The organism is Bradyrhizobium sp. USDA 4516 (assembly GCF_054055915.1).
This window is the reverse complement of record NZ_JBSRXT010000001.1, coordinates 1,593,853-1,610,511: the sequence shown is the minus strand read 5'-3', so window position 1 is coordinate 1,610,511 and position 16,659 is coordinate 1,593,853. Positions and strand designations below refer to the sequence as shown.

Here is a 16,659-nt window from a genome sequence, read left to right as displayed (position 1 = left end):
GCGATGGTGACGGTGTCCACGCTCTACGCGCTCGCGCAGCAGCCGCCGACACCGACGCGGGTGCGTGGAACCGTCGAGAGCGTCGACGGCGATACGCTCGCGGTGAAGTCGCGCAGCGGCGAGGACGTCAAGCTGCACATGGCAGGCAACATGGTGGTGCTCGGTCTCACCAAGATCGCGCTGTCCGACATCAAGGTTGGTTCCTTCATCGGCACGACCACCGTGCCCGGCCCCGACGGCACGCCGAAGGCGGTCGAGGTGCACGTCTTCCCGGAGAACATGCGCGGCACCGGCGAAGGCTCGCGGCCGTACGATCTGAAGCCGAACAGCAGCATGACCAATGCGACCGTCGCGCAATCCGTCGTCAGCAATGACGGCCACACATTGCTGGTCAAATACAAGGACGGCGAGAAGAAGGTGGAAGTCGCACCCGATACACCGGTCGTGACCTATGTTCCCGGCGACAAGGCGGACCTGAAGGCCGGCGCCAAGGTCATCGCTTTCATGAAGAAACTGCCGGACGGCTCGCTTGAGACCGACCGCGTCAGCGTCGGCCGCGACGGCCTTACGCCGCCGATGTGACGCACAATGTCATCCCGGGGCGATGCGAAGCGTCGGGATATCGAGATTCCGGGTCTGGTCCTTCGGACCATCCCGGAATGACGATCTGAACGGGCTACATCAGAACACGCGAGCGCATCACCTGTCCGTTATCGCAGTAACAGTTCCCTCGTCCGGCGCGTAGTTGTCGTGTGAGCCGTCGCTTCCGCGAGGAGTTGTGGCTTGCACGGAATACCACCAACTCCCCGGTGTTCCCTGATTCGCCAGCCCAACCCATGAGGGACACCATGCCGAAATCGACGCTGTTCGCCGCATTGCTTCTTGTCGCCTTTGCCTCGGCTGCATCCGCGCAGCAGCCGCCGGCGGTGCGTATCCGCGGCACCATCGAGGCCGTCGACGGCGCGATGCTGTCGATCAAGTCGCGCGACGGTGCCGACATGAAGGTGCGGACCACTGACAACGTCGCGGTGTTCGGCGTCGCCAAGACCGATCTGTCGGAGATCAAGCCCGGTTCCTATATCGGTGTCACCGCGATGCCCGAGCCCGACGGAACGCAGAAGGCGATCGCGGTTCACATCTTCCCGGAGAACCAGCGCGGCGCCGCCGAAGGCTTCCGCCCCTGGGACCTGCGCGCCAATTCGACCATGACCAACGCCACCGTCGCCGAGACCGTGAAGGGCACCGACGGCCAGAACATCACGGTGAAGTACAAGGACGGCGAGAAGAAAGTCGTGGTGCCGCCGGGCACCCCGGTCGTCACCTTCGTCGCCGGCGACAAGTCGGAGCTGAAGCCGGGCGCCAAGATCATCATCTTCGGCGCGCTGAAGAAGGATGACGGCACGCTGGAAGCCAACCGCGTCAATGTCGGCCGCGACGGGATTGCGCCGCCGATGTGAGGCAGAGCAGGCTCCGCTGTCGTCCCTGCGAAAGCAGGACCCATAACCACAGGGTTGAGTTGTTGAAGCGCGCTGTCGCCGCGGCGTTGCGAAACGACGGCCATCGGTGGTTATGGGTCCCGGGTCGCGCTTCGCTTGCCCGGGACGACGTGTTGAGAGAGGCTGCCGCTCCGCGCTAAACCGCCAGCACGTGATCGTCGATCTCGGCGATGGTGTTGACGCCGCACAGTCCCATCGTGGTGGTGAGCTCCTTGCCCAGAATATCGATCGCCTTGGCGACGCCTTCCTGGCCGCCGGCGCCGAGGCCATAGGCATAGGCGCGGCCGATCATGCAGGACTTCGCGCCGAGCGCGAGCGCCCGCATGACGTCCATGCCGGTGCGGATACCGCCGTCGAACATGATCTCGAGCTTCGAGCCGACCTCATCGACGATCTCCGGCAGCACCTCGATCGAGGACGGCGCGCCGTCGAGCTGGCGGCCGCCATGGTTGGAGACCACGATCGCCTGGGCGCCGGTCTTGGCGGCAAGCTCGGCGTCCTCGACGTCGAGGATGCCTTTAAGGATCAGCTTGCCCGGCCAAATGCTGCGGATCCAGTCGATGTCCTTCCAGTTCAGCGAGGTGTCGAACTGCGAGGCGGTCCATTCCGACAGTTTCGTCAGATCCTCGGTGCCTTTGACGTGGCCGGCAATGTTGCCGAAGGTGCGGCGCTTGCCTTGCAGCACGCCTGATACCCAGGCGGGCTTGGTCGCGAAGTCGATCAGCTTCGACAGTGACCATTCCGGCGGCACCGTCATGCCGTTCTTGATGTCCTGGTGGCGCTGGCCGATCACCTGCAGGTCGACGGTCAACACCAGCGCCGAGCATTTCGCCGCGATCGCGCGCTCGATCAGCGACTTGATGAAGCCGCGGTCCTTCATGACGTAGAGCTGGAACCAGAACGGCTTGTCGACGGCGGCGGCGATGTCCTCGATCGAGCAGATCGACATCGTGCTCTGGGTGAAGGGAATGCCGGCCGCCTGCGCGGCGCGGCAGGCATAGATCTCGCCGTCGCCATGCTGCATGCCGAGCAGGCCGACCGGCGCCAGGATCAGCGGCATCGCGGCCGGCTCGCCGAGGATCGTGGTCGCCAGGGTGCGCTTGGACACATCGACCAGGATGCGCTGGCGGAACTTGATCTGCTGCAGATCTTCCGAATTCGCGCGCAGCGTGTCCTCGGTGTAGGAGCCGCGGTCCGCATAATCGAAAAACGCCTTCGGCACCCGGCGCTTGTGCAGCTGGCGCAGATCTTCGATGCAGGTAATGTGCTTCATGGACGGTCCCGGCCCTTCTTCTGTGTCGCAAGTTCGATGTCGCGAGCCTTGTTTAGGCAGCAAGTCTTGCGGGTGTTCGATCTTGCCGTCATCTAGCATGGATGGGGGACCTGCCAAATCGAAGACGGATGGGAGAGCGCGATGACCCAATCAGGCTCCAAACCGAAAGCAAAAGCAGACGAGAACGCCGAGAAGCGCCGGCTCGACGAGGCCCTGGAGGAGGGGCTGGAGGAGACGTTTCCCGGTTCCGACCCCGTCAATGTCACCCAGCCGGCCCCCAGCAAGGGCGACCAGCACGTCAAGCGCAACGGCAAAGGGTAGGGGACGACGTTCGTTCCCCAGGTTGCCGAAAGAGTAATAATGTTATATCTTTCAGTGCCTTAATGTAGAGGCACGGGGTTTAGCCCCGGTAATGATTCATCATATTTTTTGAAGTCCTTTTAGCGCCTGGCAGTCTATAAGGCCGATGCACGCTAGACTGGTAGGCGTTCAGGACTCTCTCGCCGGGTGGTTCGAGAGGTCCGTCTTGGGGGTTACATGAGCCGCAAATATTTCGGGACCGATGGAATTCGGGGCCGCGCCAATGGGCTGATCACGCCGGAGCTCGCGCTCAAGGTGGGGCAGGCCGCGGGGTTGGTGTTTCAGCGTGGCGATCATCGCCATCGCGTCGTGATCGGCAAGGACACGCGGCTGTCCGGCTACATGATCGAATACGCCATGGTCGCGGGCTTCACCTCGGTCGGTATGGACGTGCTGCTGGTCGGCCCGATGCCGACCCCGGCGATCGCGATGCTCACCAAGTCGATGCGCGCCGATCTCGGCGTCATGATCTCGGCGTCGCATAATCTGTTCGAAGACAACGGCATCAAGCTGTTCGGCCCGCAGGGCTTCAAGCTGTCGGACGATGTCGAGAAGCAGATCGAGCAGCTGCTCGACGAATCGCTCGACCGCCGCCTGGCGCAGAGCGCGAGCCTCGGCCGCGCCCGCCGCATCGACGGCGTCCATGACCGCTACATCGAATTCGCCAAGCGCACGCTGCCGCGCGATCTCTCGCTCGACGGCCTGCGCGTCGTGGTCGATTGCGCCAATGGCGCCGCCTACAAGGTGGTGCCGGAAGCGCTGTGGGAGCTCGGCGCCGACGTGGTGCCGATCGGGGTCGAACCCGACGGCTTCAACATCAACAAGGAATGCGGCTCCACCTCGCCGGAAGCGCTGTCGCGGAAGGTGCGCGAGATGCGCGCCGACATCGGCATCGCGCTCGACGGCGATGCCGATCGCGTCATCCTGGTCGACGAGCGCGGCCACATCGTCGACGGCGACCAGCTGCTCGCGGTGATAGCGCAGAGCTGGAAGGAGGAGGGGCGCCTCGCCAAGCCCGGCATCGTCACGACCGTGATGTCCAATCTCGGGCTGGAGCGCTTCCTGCAGGGCCTCGGGCTGCAGATGGTCCGCACGCCGGTCGGCGACCGCTATGTGCTCGAGCAGATGCTGAGCGGCGGCTACAATCTCGGCGGCGAGCCGTCGGGCCATATCATCATGTCGGACTATTCGACGACCGGCGACGGTTTCGTCGCGGCACTGCAGGTGCTGGCCGTGGTGCAGAAGCTGCGCCGCCCGGTGTCGGAGATCTGCCGGCGTTTCGACCCGTTGCCGCAAATCCTGAAGAACGTGCGCTATCGCAGCGGCAAGCCGCTCGACGACGCCGAGGTCAAGTCCGCGATCACCGACGGCGAGAAGCGCCTCAACGGCCATGGCCGTCTGTTGATCCGCCCCTCCGGCACCGAGCCGGTGATCCGCGTGATGGGCGAGGGCGACGATCGTATCCTGGTGGAAGAGGTCGTCGACAACATCGTCAGCGCACTCGGCCACGCCGCCGCGGCTTAAGCCCCGTCCGGCCTCGTCAGCTCGTGATCCTGAGGAGCGCGCCCTTGCGCGCGTCTCGAAGGATGCACGGCCCATTGTCGCAATGTGGCGAGCGCCGGGCCGTGGACCCTTCGAGACGCGCGGAGCCTGTCATCGGGCCGCGCTTTGCGCGGACCCGTTGGCGCTCCTCAGGGTGACGGGGATAGAGTTTGGCCGCCGGCTGGCCACACAGCGCATCGCTGCCATCGGCTAACGCAACTGGTTTGCCTCACCTCCGCGTCGTACGACACGGAGGTATTTTTGCGAATCTGTCCGGGAATGCTGCATTGAACAAACCCGTCGTGAGCAAACAGGCGCTGGGCGAGCCGGTGGCGGTGCCGGAGCTGACGGCCGCGAAGGTCGCCGCCGCTGCGGGGCCGGCCTATGTCGTGCTTGCCGGCATCAGCTTCTCGCACTTCCTCAACGACACGATGCAGTCGCTGATCGCTTCGGTCTATCCGATCCTGAAGGACAATTACGCGCTCGACTTCGCGCAGATCGGCATGATCACGCTGGCGTTCCAGTTCACGGCGTCGCTGCTGCAGCCGCTGGTCGGGCATTTCACCGATAAGAAGGCGCAGCCGTTCTCGCTTGCGATCGGCATGGGCTTCACCTTCTTCGGGCTGTTGCTGCTCAGCGTTGCGCACGCCTATGGCGTCATCCTGATCGCGGCTTCGCTGGTCGGCCTTGGCTCCGCGGTGTTCCACCCGGAATCGTCGCGCATCGCGCGGCTGGCATCGGGCGGACGTTACGGCTTCGCGCAATCGGTGTTCCAGCTCGGCGGCAGTTTCGGCACCTCGATGGGACCGGTGCTCGCAGCACTGATCGTGGTGCCGTTCGGCCAGCCCTCGATCGCCTGGTTCTCCTCGATCGCGTTCCTTGCCATCGTGATCCTCTGGCGCATCGGCGTCTGGTACAAACCGCAGATATCGGGCAAGAAGACGGCCGCCAGCGCGCGGCATCCCGACCATCCGGATCAGCGGCGCGTGAAGATCGCGCTCATCGTGCTGGTCGCGCTGCTGTTCTCCAAGCAGCTCTATGTCTCGAGCCTGTCGAGCTATTACATCTTCTATCTGATCGACCGGTTCGGCGTCTCGACGCAGGCGGCGCAGCTCTATCTGTTCGTCTTCCTTGCCGCCAACGCCGCGGGTGCGTTCATCGGCGGTCCGCTCGGCGACCGCTTCGGCCGCAAATACGTGATCTGGTTCTCGATCCTCGGCGCGCTGCCGTTCACGCTGGCGCTGCCCTATGCCGGCCTGTTCGCCAGCGCCGTGCTGACCGTGGTGATTGGTTTAATCATCTCGTCGGCGACGTCGGCGATCATCGTGTTCGCGCAGGAATTGATGCCGCATCGCTTCGGCATGATCTCTGGCGTGTTCTTCGGCGTCGCCTTCGGGATCGGCGGGCTCGGCGCCGCCGTGCTCGGCAAGCTCGCCGACCACACCTCGATCGCCTTCGTCTATCAGCTGTGCGCCTTCCTGCCGGCGATCGGCCTGCTCGCGGTGTTCCTGCCGAGGATGCCGCAGGCCGTGCGCTGAACGCCCGGCCGCAGACGCGATGCCCGCGTTAAGCATTCGCTAACACACCCGGCCCGCGTGCCCTGCGAACGGCGCGGATGCGTCAACGCTTCATTAGCACTTGTGGCGGGATCGCGATGTTTCGCCGCCTCCTGCGCCATTTTAATGGACCCATAAGCGACAGCCGCAGAGAAAGGTGAGAGAAAATCAACCTTAAAAATTAGGGTTAAGTGCCGCTTAAACATTTCCTGCCATCGTCCGGGCCGTGAGTTTCAGACGTGGGGCTTTCGTGTCGCCTCACTTGGCCCAAAAGGACGAAGCCAATGCGTAGCGTAAAGACCCTGATTGCCGCCGGTGCGGCATCTCTGTTGTCCTCGGCGGCGTTCGCCGCCGACATGCCCATCATGCCGCCACCTCCGATGGCGTATGCTCCTCCGCCGGTCCAGGATTTCGGCGGCTGGTATCTGCGCGGCGACATCGGCATGACCAACACCCAGGCCAAGCTGCACGTCAACGCCTACGACACACTGCCGGCCGGCACTGCCTTCAACCAGTATGGCCACGGCTTCGACGGCGGCGTGCTCTACGGCATCGGCGTCGGCTATCAGTTCAACAGCTGGTTCCGTGCCGACATCACCGGTGAGTATCGCTCGAAGGTGAGCTTCAACGGCACCGATTTCTTCACGTTCCCCGGGCCCAGCCCGCTGAGCGACGCCTATCATGGCGGCATCCAGAGCTGGGTTGGCCTCGTCAACGTCTACGCTGATCTCGGCACCTGGGGCTGTTTGACCCCGTTCATCGGTGCCGGTGTCGGTGCCGCGACGATCAAGACCTCGGCCTTCTCCGACGTCGCGACGTTCCCGAGCGGGTCGGGCCTCACCAGCTCCTTCATCGCCGATGGCGCCACCAAGACCAACTTCGCCTGGGCGCTGCATGCCGGTGTCGCCTACAAGGTCACCAACAACTTCACGGTTGAACTGGCCTATCGCTACCTCGACATGGGCACTGCCGCCCACGGCCAAGGTCACTTCTTCGACGGCACGCCGGCCGGACCCTCGAGCTTCCAGTACCGCGACATCACCTCGCAGGACGTGAAGCTCGGCGTGCGCTTCAACTTGCCGTGCTGCGACGTGCCGCCGCCGCCTCCGCCGCCGCTGATCCGCAAGGGTTAATTTCGGGCCTTCACGGTTAACGATTGCAACGGCGCGGGACCATCCCGCGCCGTTTTTCTTTGCCACGTCATGTCGCGAACTTGCCGCGTCATGTCGCGCACTTCTGCAACTTGCGTGCTCGAAAACGGGCGGCGACAACGATTGGTTAAGGTTAACAGGCGATGATCAGCGCGAAATCGGTGCGGTGGATGGAGCGTTGCAATGCGTAGGTTGGTGCTGGCGGCGATGATGATTGGAACGGTGACCGGCGCGCAGGCTGCCGACCTGCCGGACTTTCCGATCCTGCGCGGCTCCTATGTCGATGCACCGAGCAGGAGCGGGAACTGGGAAGGATGGTACGTCGGCGGCCAGATCGGCTATTCCTCCGGCGACATCGATTTCAGCCACGCGCCAAGCGCGATGACCTCCTTCATGCTGCGCGAGAGCGTTCTGGCCGACCCGGTTTCGGGTTGGGCCCTGCTGCCGAAGAACCATGCGCAGAGCAACGGGTTCGGCGCGTTCGTCGGCCGCAACTGGCAATGGGACGACGTCGTGCTCGGCGTCGAGGCCAACTACAATTACCTGAACGGCCTCGAAAGTTCGGCGGGCGACTCGATGACGCGGCAGATCGTGAATCCCAAGGGCGAGACTCCTCCGAGCGGGCACACCTATACCTACAACACCACGTTGTCGGGGAGCGCCGCCTTGCAGGTCAAGGACGTCACGACCTTCCGTGGACGCGCCGGATGGGCGGCAGGCAACTTCCTGCCATACATGTTCGGCGGTGTTGCGGTGGGACGCATGTCCGTGTCGCGTTCGGCGACGGTGTCGTTTGACAAGTACGATGCCTGGGCCGAGACCCAGACGGTCGGCAACAACACCGTTACAATTCAGCATAACGACTACCTGGGCTCAGGCAGCGCCGCCCAGACGGAGCAGCGGGTGAACAACTATGCGGTCGGCTGGACCGCGGGCCTCGGGCTTGAATATTGCGTGGTCGGCGGGTTGTTTCTCCGCGGCGAGTGGGAATATGTGCGCTTCGCGGCGGTCAAGAATATCGCCGTCGACATGAACAGCTTCCGGGTCGGCGCCGGCTACAAGTTCTGATCGCCGCTGCCGTAGCCGGCGACGGTTGACAGACCGGGGAGCGACTGCTGCTCTGTCGCCACACGGTGCGGAGCGCGATCACATGAAAATCTACGGCGACGCCAATTCAGGCAACTGCCTGAAGGTGAAATGGGTGTGCGACAGGCTGGCGCTGCCGTACACATGGGTCGAGATCGACACCATGAAGGGCGGCAGCCGGACCGCGGAATTCCTCAAGCGAAACGGCTGGGGCCAGGTGCCGACGGTGGAGCTGGATGACGGCCGCACGCTGGCACAATCCAACGCCATCATCCGCTATCTCGCGCGCGGCAGCGACCTGATCCCGAGCGATCCCTATCGCGTGGCGCAGATGGATGCCTGGATGTTCTGGGAGCAGAACAGCCACGAGCCCTATGTGGCCGTCTGCCGCTTTCAGGCCGTGTATCTCGGCAAGGCCATCTCGGAGATCGATCCGAATCTCATCAAGCGCGGCTATGTCGCGCTCGATCATCTGGAGCGGCATCTTGCGGGGACGCAATTTTTGGTCGGAGACGCGTTCTCGCTCGCCGACGTCTCGCTGCTCGCCTATACCCGTGTCGCGGAGGATGGCGGCCTCGAACTCGCGCGCTATCCCGTGATCCGTCGCTGGATCGCCGATGCCGAGCGCGTGCTCGCGCTGCCGCCGGTCCGCTGACCTCAGGTGAATGCCGCCATGACTGAAGCTTCATCCATCACGATCCGCCGCGCCCGCCGCGAAGACGTGGCCGCCATCGTCGGCATGCTTGCGGACGATCCGCTCGGCAGTGCGCGCGAGCGGATCGAGGATCCGCTGCCGCAAAGCTATTACGAGGCCTTCGCGCGGGTCGAGCGCGATCCCAATTTGCAGCTCGTCGTCGCCGTCGACGGGGACGGCGTCGTCGTCGGCTGTCTGCAACTCGCGGTTCTGCCGGGCATCAGCTCGCAAGGCGGCTCACGCGGCCTGCTCGAGGACGTTCGCGTTGCAAAGCATTGCCGCAGCCGCGGCATCGGCGAGAAGCTCGTGCAGTGGGCGGTCACGGAGGCGCGCGCGAGGGGCTGCATGCTCGTCGAGCTGCTGACGCATCAGACGCGGGTCGATGCGCAGCGCTTCTATGAAAGGCTCGGGTTCGCGCGCAGCCATCTCGGTATGACGATTCGCTTTTGAAACGCGTGCAAGAAGTTGTGCCATCTACCGGGCAATACCTGCAGCAGCGGATAGTCTGCGATCCGGTTAACAGCCAATAAACTAAGCCGGTCTCCGTGATTTTACGGGTCGGAACGAGTCCGGTATGTTGGACGTCTCCCACGGGGCGGCGGGCAACTGGGGATTGGAATGTCGGATTATTCGATCGTGCGGGTCGGCAACGAATACATCGTGCAGGCCGGCGAGAAGCGCATTCTGAAAGTATCGAGCCGGCGCAGGGCAGTTAAGATCATGACTCTGGCGGCAGATTTGCTCGATCAGGAGACGATCCAGCAGGTCGAGGACGCCCCATCAATCAGCCGTGATGCCCGGATTGTTCCAGACGAGTCCGAACTTTCTTGACGTTTGGGTACCTTTCCACTATCCCCGACCGCGGGAAACCTCTCCCCACCGAGAGGCAGCTATCTGGAAGGGTAGATTATGACTGCAGCGAAGCCCGCTTCGCGGCCTGAAGTGCCGCATTTTTCCTCCGGCCCCTGTGCCAAGCGCCCCGGCTGGAACCCCAACAATCTCAAGGACGCTGCCCTCGGCCGCTCGCATCGCGCGAAAGTCGGCAAGGCCAAGCTCAAGCTCGCGATCGAACTGACGCGCGAGGTGCTTGAGGTGCCCGCCGATTACAAGATCGGCATCGTGCCGGCGTCGGACACCGGCGCGGTCGAGATGGCGCTGTGGTCGCTGCTCGGCGCGCGGCCCGTCACCACGCTCGCCTGGGAATCCTTCGGCGAGGGCTGGGTCAGCGATATCGTCAAGGAATTGAAGCTGAAGGACGTCACCAAGCTCAACGCGGCTTATGGTGAAATCCCCGATCTCTCCAAGGTCGATCCGAAGTCGGATATCGTCTTCACCTGGAACGGCACCACCTCGGGTGTGCGCGTGCCGAACGCTGACTGGATCAGCGCGGATCGCGAAGGCCTGACGATTTGCGACGCGACCTCGGCCGCCTTCGCGCAGCCGCTCGATTTCGCCAAGCTCGATGTCGTCACCTTCTCCTGGCAGAAGGCGCTCGGCGGTGAAGCCGCGCACGGGATGCTGATCCTGTCGCCGCGCGCGGTGGAACGGCTCGAGACCTACAAGCCGGCCTGGCCGCTGCCGAAGATCTTCCGCCTCACCAAGGGCGGCAAGCTCAACCAGGGCATCTTTGAAGGCGAGACCATTAACACGCCGTCGATGCTCTGCGTCGAGGACTATCTCGATGCGTTGAACTGGGCGAAGTCGATCGGCGGCCTGAAGGCGCTGATCGCCCGCGCCGATGCCAACACCAAGGCGCTCGCCGACTGGAAGGCGAAGACGCCGTGGATCGACTTCCTGGCCAAGGATCCCGCGATCCGCTCCAACACCTCGGTGTGCCTCAAGTTCACCGATCCCGCGATTACCTCGCTTCCATCAGACGCACAGGCCGACTTCTGCAAGAAGCTGGTCGCGCTGGTGGAGAAGGAGAACGCCGGCTTCGACTTCGCGTATTACCGCGATGCGCCGGCGGGTCTGCGGATCTGGTGCGGCGCCACCGTCGAGGCTAAGGATGTCGAGCTGCTGACGCAGTGGATCGACTGGGCGTTTGCCGAGACCAAGGCAGCGTTGCCCAAGGCGGCATAAGCTTTCTCTTGTCACCTCTTCCCGTTCTTGCGGGGAGAGGTCGGATTGCTCGGCAGCGCAATTGCGCGCCTGAGCGATCCGGGTGAGGGGCCCTTTCGGCTTGTTCCTCGCCCGTGGCTGCCGTCACCCCAACCCTCCCCCGCAAGAGCGGGAGAGGGAGAAGTGATCAGAGACTTCACCAGATCGGTCCAGGAGACCCGCCCGCGGCAGGGCAAAGGAACAATCGAGATGACAAAACCCAAAGTTCTGATTTCCGACGCGCTGTCTCCCGCCGCCGTCCAGATCTTCAAGGATCGCGGCGTCGAGGTCGACTTCCAACCCAACCTCGGCAAGGACAAGGAAAAGCTCGCCGAGATCATCGGCAATTACGACGGCCTCGCGATCCGCTCGGCCACCAAGGCGACCGCCAAGCTCATCGAGAAGGCGACGAGGCTCAAGGTGATCGGCCGCGCCGGCATCGGCGTCGACAATGTCGAGATCCCGGCCGCGACCGCCAAGGGCATCATCGTGATGAATACGCCGTTCGGCAATTCGATCACGACCGCCGAGCACGCGATCACGCTGATGCTGGCGCTGGCGCGCGAGATTCCGCAGGCCGACGCCTCGACCCAGGCCGGCAAGTGGGAGAAGAACCGCTTCATGGGCGTCGAAATCACCGCCAAGACCCTCGGCGTGATCGGCTGCGGCAATATCGGCACGATCGTCGCCGACCGCGCGCTCGGCCTGCGCATGAAGGTGATCGCGTTCGATCCGTTCCTGTCGCCGGAGCGCGCCAAGGACATCGGCGTCGAGAAGGTCGAGCTCGACGATCTCTTGAAGCGCGCCGACTTCATCACGCTGCATACGCCGCTGACCGAGAAGACCCGCAACGTGATCGATGCGGCCGCGATCGCCAAGATGAAGAAGGGCGTGCGCATCATCAACTGCGCGCGTGGCGGCCTGGTCGACGAGCAGGCGCTGGTCGACGCGCTGAATTCCAAGCATGTCGCGGGCGCCGCCTTCGACGTGTTCGTCGAGGAGCCGGCGACCTCGAACGTGCTGTTCGGCCATCCCAACGTGATCTGCACCCCGCATCTGGGCGCCTCCACCACCGAAGCGCAGGAAAACGTCGCGCTGCAGGTCGCCGAGCAGATGTCGGACTATCTGTTGTCGGGCGCGATTTCCAACGCGGTCAACTTCCCCTCGATCACCGCGGAAGAGGCGCCGAAGCTGAAGCCGTTCATCGAGCTCGCCGAGAAGCTCGGCTCGTTCGCCGGCCAGCTCACCGAGAGCGGCATCCTCAAGACTGAGATCACCTATGAGGGCCACGTCGCCGAGATGAAGATCAAGGCGATCACCTCGGCGGTGCTGTCGGGCCTGCTGCGGCCGATGCTGGGCGAGGTCAACGTGGTCTCGGCGCCGGTCGTCGCCAAGGAGCGCGGCATGGTGGTGGACGAGGTCGTCCGCGCCGCGCAGAGCGACTATGAAAGCCTGATCACGGTCACAGTCACCACCGAGCGTCAGGAGCGTTCGGTGTCCGGCACCGTCTACGCCGACGGCAAGCCGCGTCTCGTCGACATCAAGGGCATCCGCGTCGACGCCGAGTTCGGCAAGTCGATGATCTACGTGACCAACGAGGACAAGCCGGGCTTCATCGGCGCGTTCGCGAGCCTCTTGGGTGATGCGAAAATCAATATCGCGACCTTCCATCTCGGCCGCGTCAAGCAGGGCGGCGATGCCATTGCGCTGGTCGAGGTCGACGGCGCGGTGCCGGCGGAGCTGCTCGCCAAGGTACAGACACTGCCGCAGGTGAAGCAGGCCAAGGCACTGACGTTCTGAGCCGCTGACGTTTTAAAGGCGCTGGCGTTTCAAACGCTGTTTGAGCGGTCCTCGTCATCGCCCGGAACGCCCGGCATGACGGAAGGAAGATACCGCTCAAGCAGTCCATATTCCGATCTGCGGAACATGACGCCGTCTCCGGTCCCGGAGGCGGCGTTTGTCGTTCCGGGGCGTCCGGTATTGCTGTTGCGCCCGCCGAAAAATGTGTACGAACGGGCCACGACGCGCCACAATGACCGTCATCTCAGAGGGAGAAAACAATGCGTGAAGCCGTAATCGTTTCCTACGCGCGCACCGGCCTGGCAAAGTCCGGCCGTGGCGGATTCAACATCACCCCGCCGATGTCGCTCGCCGCGCACGCCATCAAGCACGCGGTCGACCGCGCAGGCGTCGACAAGGAATATGTCGAGGATTGCTATCTCGGCAATTGCGCGCATGGCGCGCCGAACATCGGCCGCCAGGCGGCGCTGCTCGCCGGCCTGCCGAAGTCGACCGCGGGCGTCTCCGTGAACCGCTTCTGCTCGTCGGGCCTGCAGACCATCGCGATGGCCGCCAACTCGATCCGTTCCGACGGCTCCGATTGCATCGTCGCCGGCGGCGTCGAGAGCATCTCGATTCCCGGCGGCGGCTCGCCGAAGGAATCGATCGATCCCGAGCTGCTCAAGACCGCGCCCGACATCTTCATGGCGATGATCGATACCGCCGACATCGTGGCCGAGCGCTACAAGCTCAGCCGCGAATACCAGGACGAGTATTCGCTGGAGTCGCAGCGCCGCATGGCCGCCGCGCAGCAGGCCAACAAGTTCAAGGACGAAATCGTCCCAATGAAGACGAAGATGAAGGTGGTCGACAAGGCGACCAAGGCCGAGTCGATCGTCGACTACGTGGTCGATCGCGACGAGTGCAACCGCCCCGAGACCACGCTGGAGGGCCTCGCCAAGCTCGAGCCGGTCAAGGGCCCGGGCAAGTTCATCACCGCTGGCAATGCCAGCCAGCTCTCCGATGGCGCCGCCGCCGTGGTGCTGATGGAGGCCAAGGACGCCGAGAAGCGCGGCCTCAATCCGCTCGGCCGCTTCGTGGCCTGGGCCTCGGCCGGCTGCGAGCCCGACGAGATGGGCATCGGTCCGGTGTTTGCGGTGCCGAAGCTGCTCAAGCGCCACGGCCTGAAGGTGGACGACATCGATCTCTGGGAGCTCAACGAGGCGTTCGCCAGCCAGTGCCTCTATTCGCGCGACCAGCTCGGCATCGATCCCGAGAAGTATAACGTCAATGGCGGTTCGATCGCGATCGGCCATCCCTTCGGCATGACCGGCGCCCGGCTCACCGGCCACCTGCTGCAGGAAGGCCGTCGCCGCAAGGCCAAGTGGGGCGTCGTGACCATGTGCATCGGCGGCGGCCAGGGCGGCGCCGGCCTGTTCGAGATCTACAGCTAAGCGTGATCGACACTGATCGTGTGCGAACGAGCGGCCCGGCGGCAACGCCGGGCCGCTTATCATTTGGAGCCGGCTAGCTCGCCGGTGAGGTAAGCGCGCGCTCGTCAAACTCGAGCGAGGCAATCAGTTCGAGCGTCTGCCGGAGATCGGCGGCCTGCCTTGCGCCGAAGGCGGTCTCGAAGCGCTCCTGCGCCTTGAGCCATGCGGCCTGTGATTCCTCGAGCCTGGCTTCGCCGCGCTTGGTGAGCCGCACCAGCCGGCTGCGCCGGTCGCTCTTGTCGACGGTGATGGTCAACAGACCGTCGCGCTCGAGCGGCTTGAGGTTGTGGTTCAGCGCGGTGCGGTCGAGCACCAGGGCTGCGGCAAGCTCGCCCATCGTCGGCGCGCCCGACCGCCTGACATAGACCAGAATCGCCCGTTGCGTGCCGCGCAGGCCGGATGTCGCAAGGACCTGATCGTAGAGCTGCGACACCCGCCGCGTCGCCTTGCGCAACGCCGTGAGATTACACCGGCTGGGTTCCGTTTTCGCCATCGCTGCCTCCGAGGACTTGACAGATACATGCATATGCACCTAATGGCAATAGATGCATATGCACGTATTTCGGAGGGTGTGATGTCGGAGGTAGAGGCGGAGACCATCGATCTGGTCGTCGAACCTGATGCGCGGCCGCGGTCCTGCGTCGCCACCGCAACCCCGCGCCAGGTGCTTGCGATCGTGTCGGTCGGAATTTGCCTCGCCAATCTCGATCTGTTCATCGTCAATGTCGGGCTGTCGAACATCGCGCAGGAATTTCGCGCCGCCTCGCTTGAGGATTTGTCCTGGATCCTCAATGCCTACGCCATTGCCTACGCGGCGTTGCTGGTGTTCTTCGGCCGGCTCGCCGAACGCCACAGCCGCAATCTCAGCTTCCTGCTCGGCGTCGCGCTGTTCACGGCCGCGTCGGCGGCATGTGCGCTGGCCTCCAGTGTCGAGTTCCTGGTCGTCTCCCGCGTGGCGCAAGCGGCCGGTGCGGCATTGATGACGCCAACCTCGATCGGCCTGCTGCTGGCGTCGTTTCCGCCCGAGCAACGCGCCGGGGCGGTGCGCACCTGGACGGCGATCGGCGGCCTTGCCGCCGCACTGGGCCCGCTCGCGGGAGGCGTGCTGGTCACCTTCGACTGGCGCTGGATCTTCATCGTCAATGTCCCGATCGGCGTCGTCGCACTGATCGTCGGCTGGCTGAAATTGCCCGAAGTGCCCGGTCACGACGTGCCGCGTCCGAGTTCATGGGCTGCGCTGCTGGTGACCTCCGGTATCGGTGCGCTGACATTTGCGATTGTGAAGGCGAACGATTGGGGATGGAGTTCGCGCGGCGTCGTGCTTGGCTTTGCCGTCGCGACCGTCTCGCTCGCCGCCTTCGCGTGGCATTGCCTCAGATCGAGGAATCCCTTCGTCGATCCTGCGCTGTTCGCGGTCAGGCCGTTCACCGGCGCGTCGTTGGTGATGGCGCCTTATTCGGCGGCCTTCGGCGCCCATGCTGCTGTCCTGCGCCTTGTGGGAGCAGACGGTATGGGGCTGGTCGGCGTTGAAGACCGGCCTTGCGATCGCTCCCGGCCCGCTGATGGTGCCGATCACCTCGCTGCTGTTTGCCGGCCGGCTGATTGCGCGGTTTGGCGCCGCGGCCGTCGTCTCCGCCGGAATCCTGCTGTTCGCGGCCGGCCTCGCGATCTGGGCGACGCTGCTCGGGGCCGACCCCAATGCGCCTGCCGTCGTCGCGGGCGTGATGCTGATCGGTATCGGCGTCGGGCTGACCTTTCCGACCCTGATGGGCGTCGGCGCCGGCGCGCTGCCGCCGTCGTCGTTTGCCACCGGCTCCGGCGTCATCAACATGATCCGGCAGGCGGCACTGGCGATCGGCGTCGCGATCTTTGTGGCGATCCTTGCAACGCCGGTCTCGATGACCGAGCGGATCGCAGCGTTTCAGCGCGGCTGGTGGATCATGATCGCGATCACCTTGGCCGGCTTCGTGCCGAATTATCTGTTCATCCGGCGCAAGGCAGATCGCTAACGCCGAAAGACATCGCCGCGCCATGCGGCAGCCGCGGCGGCGCCATCGTCGCGCCGCAGGGAAACCTCAATCGAACCAGTCCCTTCCTCGCTGCGTCTCACCACGAGAAACGGCGCGCAG

Annotated in this window: 16 protein-coding genes and 1 pseudogene; 15 read left to right on the top strand and 2 right to left on the bottom strand. The window is 64.3% G+C overall.

Going from position 1 to position 16,659, the window contains the following annotated elements; translation table 11 throughout:
* The first annotated feature begins 3 nt into the window (after window positions 1-3).
* A complete protein-coding gene (locus tag ACVI1L_RS07575; RefSeq protein ID WP_194295382.1) occupies window positions 4-582 on the top strand; it encodes a hypothetical protein in 579 nt (192 codons plus the stop codon).
* Between the two features lie 266 nt (window positions 583-848).
* Entirely contained in the window at window positions 849-1,457 is a 609-nt protein-coding gene (locus tag ACVI1L_RS07570) for a single stranded DNA-binding domain-containing protein (RefSeq protein ID WP_057015947.1), read from the top strand.
* Window positions 1,458-1,632: 175 nt separating this feature from the next.
* Here the strand turns inward: ACVI1L_RS07570 and ACVI1L_RS07565 are convergent, their stop codons facing one another.
* On the bottom strand, window positions 1,633-2,769 hold the full coding sequence (locus ACVI1L_RS07565; RefSeq protein WP_016846679.1) for an alpha-hydroxy acid oxidase: 1,137 nt from the start codon (window positions 2,767-2,769) through the stop codon (window positions 1,633-1,635).
* Window positions 2,770-2,910: 141 nt separating this feature from the next.
* Here ACVI1L_RS07565 and ACVI1L_RS07560 point away from each other — a divergent pair, with 141 nt between their 5' ends.
* The 11 genes from ACVI1L_RS07560 to ACVI1L_RS07510 all read left to right on the top strand — a co-directional run bounded on the left by ACVI1L_RS07560 (window position 2,911) and on the right by ACVI1L_RS07510 (window position 14,491).
* A complete protein-coding gene (locus ACVI1L_RS07560) occupies window positions 2,911-3,090 on the top strand; it encodes a hypothetical protein (RefSeq protein WP_092085158.1) in 180 nt (59 codons plus the stop codon).
* A gap of 216 nt (window positions 3,091-3,306) precedes the next feature.
* Window positions 3,307-4,653: a phosphoglucosamine mutase gene (gene glmM / locus ACVI1L_RS07555; protein WP_016846677.1), complete on the top strand. Its 1,347-nt coding sequence runs from the start codon at window positions 3,307-3,309 to the stop codon at window positions 4,651-4,653.
* Between the two features lie 305 nt (window positions 4,654-4,958).
* Complete coding sequence (locus ACVI1L_RS07550; protein ID WP_456782608.1) at window positions 4,959-6,209, top strand: MFS transporter; 1,251 nt, start codon at window positions 4,959-4,961, stop codon at window positions 6,207-6,209.
* Window positions 6,210-6,511: 302 nt separating this feature from the next.
* A complete protein-coding gene (locus ACVI1L_RS07545) occupies window positions 6,512-7,360 on the top strand; it encodes an outer membrane protein (RefSeq protein WP_176937006.1) in 849 nt (282 codons plus the stop codon).
* A gap of 201 nt (window positions 7,361-7,561) precedes the next feature.
* A complete protein-coding gene (locus tag ACVI1L_RS07540) occupies window positions 7,562-8,446 on the top strand; it encodes an outer membrane protein (protein WP_229190707.1) in 885 nt (294 codons plus the stop codon).
* An 82-nt stretch (window positions 8,447-8,528) separates the two neighbouring features.
* Window positions 8,529-9,119 (top strand): glutathione S-transferase family protein, encoded by a 591-nt coding sequence (locus ACVI1L_RS07535; RefSeq protein WP_456782607.1) that lies wholly within the window; start codon window positions 8,529-8,531, stop codon window positions 9,117-9,119.
* An 18-nt stretch (window positions 9,120-9,137) separates the two neighbouring features.
* On the top strand, window positions 9,138-9,608 hold the full coding sequence (locus ACVI1L_RS07530) for a GNAT family N-acetyltransferase (protein ID WP_456782606.1): 471 nt from the start codon (window positions 9,138-9,140) through the stop codon (window positions 9,606-9,608).
* 168 nt (window positions 9,609-9,776) lie between these two features.
* A complete protein-coding gene (locus ACVI1L_RS07525) occupies window positions 9,777-9,989 on the top strand; it encodes a hypothetical protein (protein WP_050382779.1) in 213 nt (70 codons plus the stop codon).
* 78 nt (window positions 9,990-10,067) lie between these two features.
* On the top strand, window positions 10,068-11,240 hold the full coding sequence (locus tag ACVI1L_RS07520) for a phosphoserine transaminase (RefSeq protein WP_057017938.1): 1,173 nt from the start codon (window positions 10,068-10,070) through the stop codon (window positions 11,238-11,240).
* A 228-nt stretch (window positions 11,241-11,468) separates the two neighbouring features.
* Entirely contained in the window at window positions 11,469-13,058 is a 1,590-nt protein-coding gene (gene serA / locus ACVI1L_RS07515) for a phosphoglycerate dehydrogenase (protein WP_028333510.1), read from the top strand.
* Window positions 13,059-13,318: 260 nt separating this feature from the next.
* Window positions 13,319-14,491, top strand: a complete 1,173-nt coding sequence (locus ACVI1L_RS07510; protein ID WP_057017940.1) for a thiolase family protein — start codon at window positions 13,319-13,321, stop codon at window positions 14,489-14,491.
* A 73-nt stretch (window positions 14,492-14,564) separates the two neighbouring features.
* On the opposite strand, the gene ACVI1L_RS07505 is transcribed toward ACVI1L_RS07510, so the two are convergent.
* On the bottom strand, window positions 14,565-15,023 hold the full coding sequence (locus ACVI1L_RS07505; RefSeq protein WP_076830085.1) for a MarR family winged helix-turn-helix transcriptional regulator: 459 nt from the start codon (window positions 15,021-15,023) through the stop codon (window positions 14,565-14,567).
* 27 nt (window positions 15,024-15,050) lie between these two features.
* Between ACVI1L_RS07505 and ACVI1L_RS07500 the strand changes: the two are divergent.
* Both ACVI1L_RS07500 and ACVI1L_RS07495 read left to right on the top strand, forming a co-directional pair.
* Window positions 15,051-15,920 (top strand): annotated as a pseudogene (locus ACVI1L_RS07500) (MFS transporter); the annotation flags it as partial.
* A gap of 85 nt (window positions 15,921-16,005) precedes the next feature.
* On the top strand, window positions 16,006-16,539 hold the full coding sequence (locus ACVI1L_RS07495) for an MFS transporter (RefSeq protein WP_456782605.1): 534 nt from the start codon (window positions 16,006-16,008) through the stop codon (window positions 16,537-16,539).
* Window positions 16,540-16,659 lie beyond the last annotated feature (120 nt).

Excerpts from the sequence above, each read along its gene's own strand:
- ACVI1L_RS07575 (WP_194295382.1), top strand. The coding sequence starts at position 4 with ATGGTGACGGTGTCCACGCTCTACGCGCTCGCGCAGCAGCCGCCGACA.
- ACVI1L_RS07570 (WP_057015947.1), top strand. The coding sequence starts at position 849 with ATGCCGAAATCGACGCTGTTCGCCGCATTGCTTCTTGTCGCCTTTGCC.
- ACVI1L_RS07565 (WP_016846679.1), bottom strand. The coding sequence starts at position 2,769 with ATGAAGCACATTACCTGCATCGAAGATCTGCGCCAGCTGCACAAGCGC.
- ACVI1L_RS07560 (WP_092085158.1), top strand. The coding sequence starts at position 2,911 with ATGACCCAATCAGGCTCCAAACCGAAAGCAAAAGCAGACGAGAACGCC.
- glmM (WP_016846677.1), top strand. The coding sequence starts at position 3,307 with ATGAGCCGCAAATATTTCGGGACCGATGGAATTCGGGGCCGCGCCAAT.
- ACVI1L_RS07545 (WP_176937006.1), top strand. The coding sequence starts at position 6,512 with ATGCGTAGCGTAAAGACCCTGATTGCCGCCGGTGCGGCATCTCTGTTG.
- ACVI1L_RS07540 (WP_229190707.1), top strand. The coding sequence starts at position 7,562 with ATGCGTAGGTTGGTGCTGGCGGCGATGATGATTGGAACGGTGACCGGC.
- ACVI1L_RS07535 (WP_456782607.1), top strand. The coding sequence starts at position 8,529 with ATGAAAATCTACGGCGACGCCAATTCAGGCAACTGCCTGAAGGTGAAA.
- ACVI1L_RS07530 (WP_456782606.1), top strand. The coding sequence starts at position 9,138 with ATGACTGAAGCTTCATCCATCACGATCCGCCGCGCCCGCCGCGAAGAC.
- ACVI1L_RS07525 (WP_050382779.1), top strand. The coding sequence starts at position 9,777 with ATGTCGGATTATTCGATCGTGCGGGTCGGCAACGAATACATCGTGCAG.
- ACVI1L_RS07520 (WP_057017938.1), top strand. The coding sequence starts at position 10,068 with ATGACTGCAGCGAAGCCCGCTTCGCGGCCTGAAGTGCCGCATTTTTCC.
- serA (WP_028333510.1), top strand. The coding sequence starts at position 11,469 with ATGACAAAACCCAAAGTTCTGATTTCCGACGCGCTGTCTCCCGCCGCC.
- ACVI1L_RS07510 (WP_057017940.1), top strand. The coding sequence starts at position 13,319 with ATGCGTGAAGCCGTAATCGTTTCCTACGCGCGCACCGGCCTGGCAAAG.
- ACVI1L_RS07505 (WP_076830085.1), bottom strand. The coding sequence starts at position 15,023 with ATGGCGAAAACGGAACCCAGCCGGTGTAATCTCACGGCGTTGCGCAAG.
- ACVI1L_RS07495 (WP_456782605.1), top strand. The coding sequence starts at position 16,006 with ATGCTGCTGTCCTGCGCCTTGTGGGAGCAGACGGTATGGGGCTGGTCG.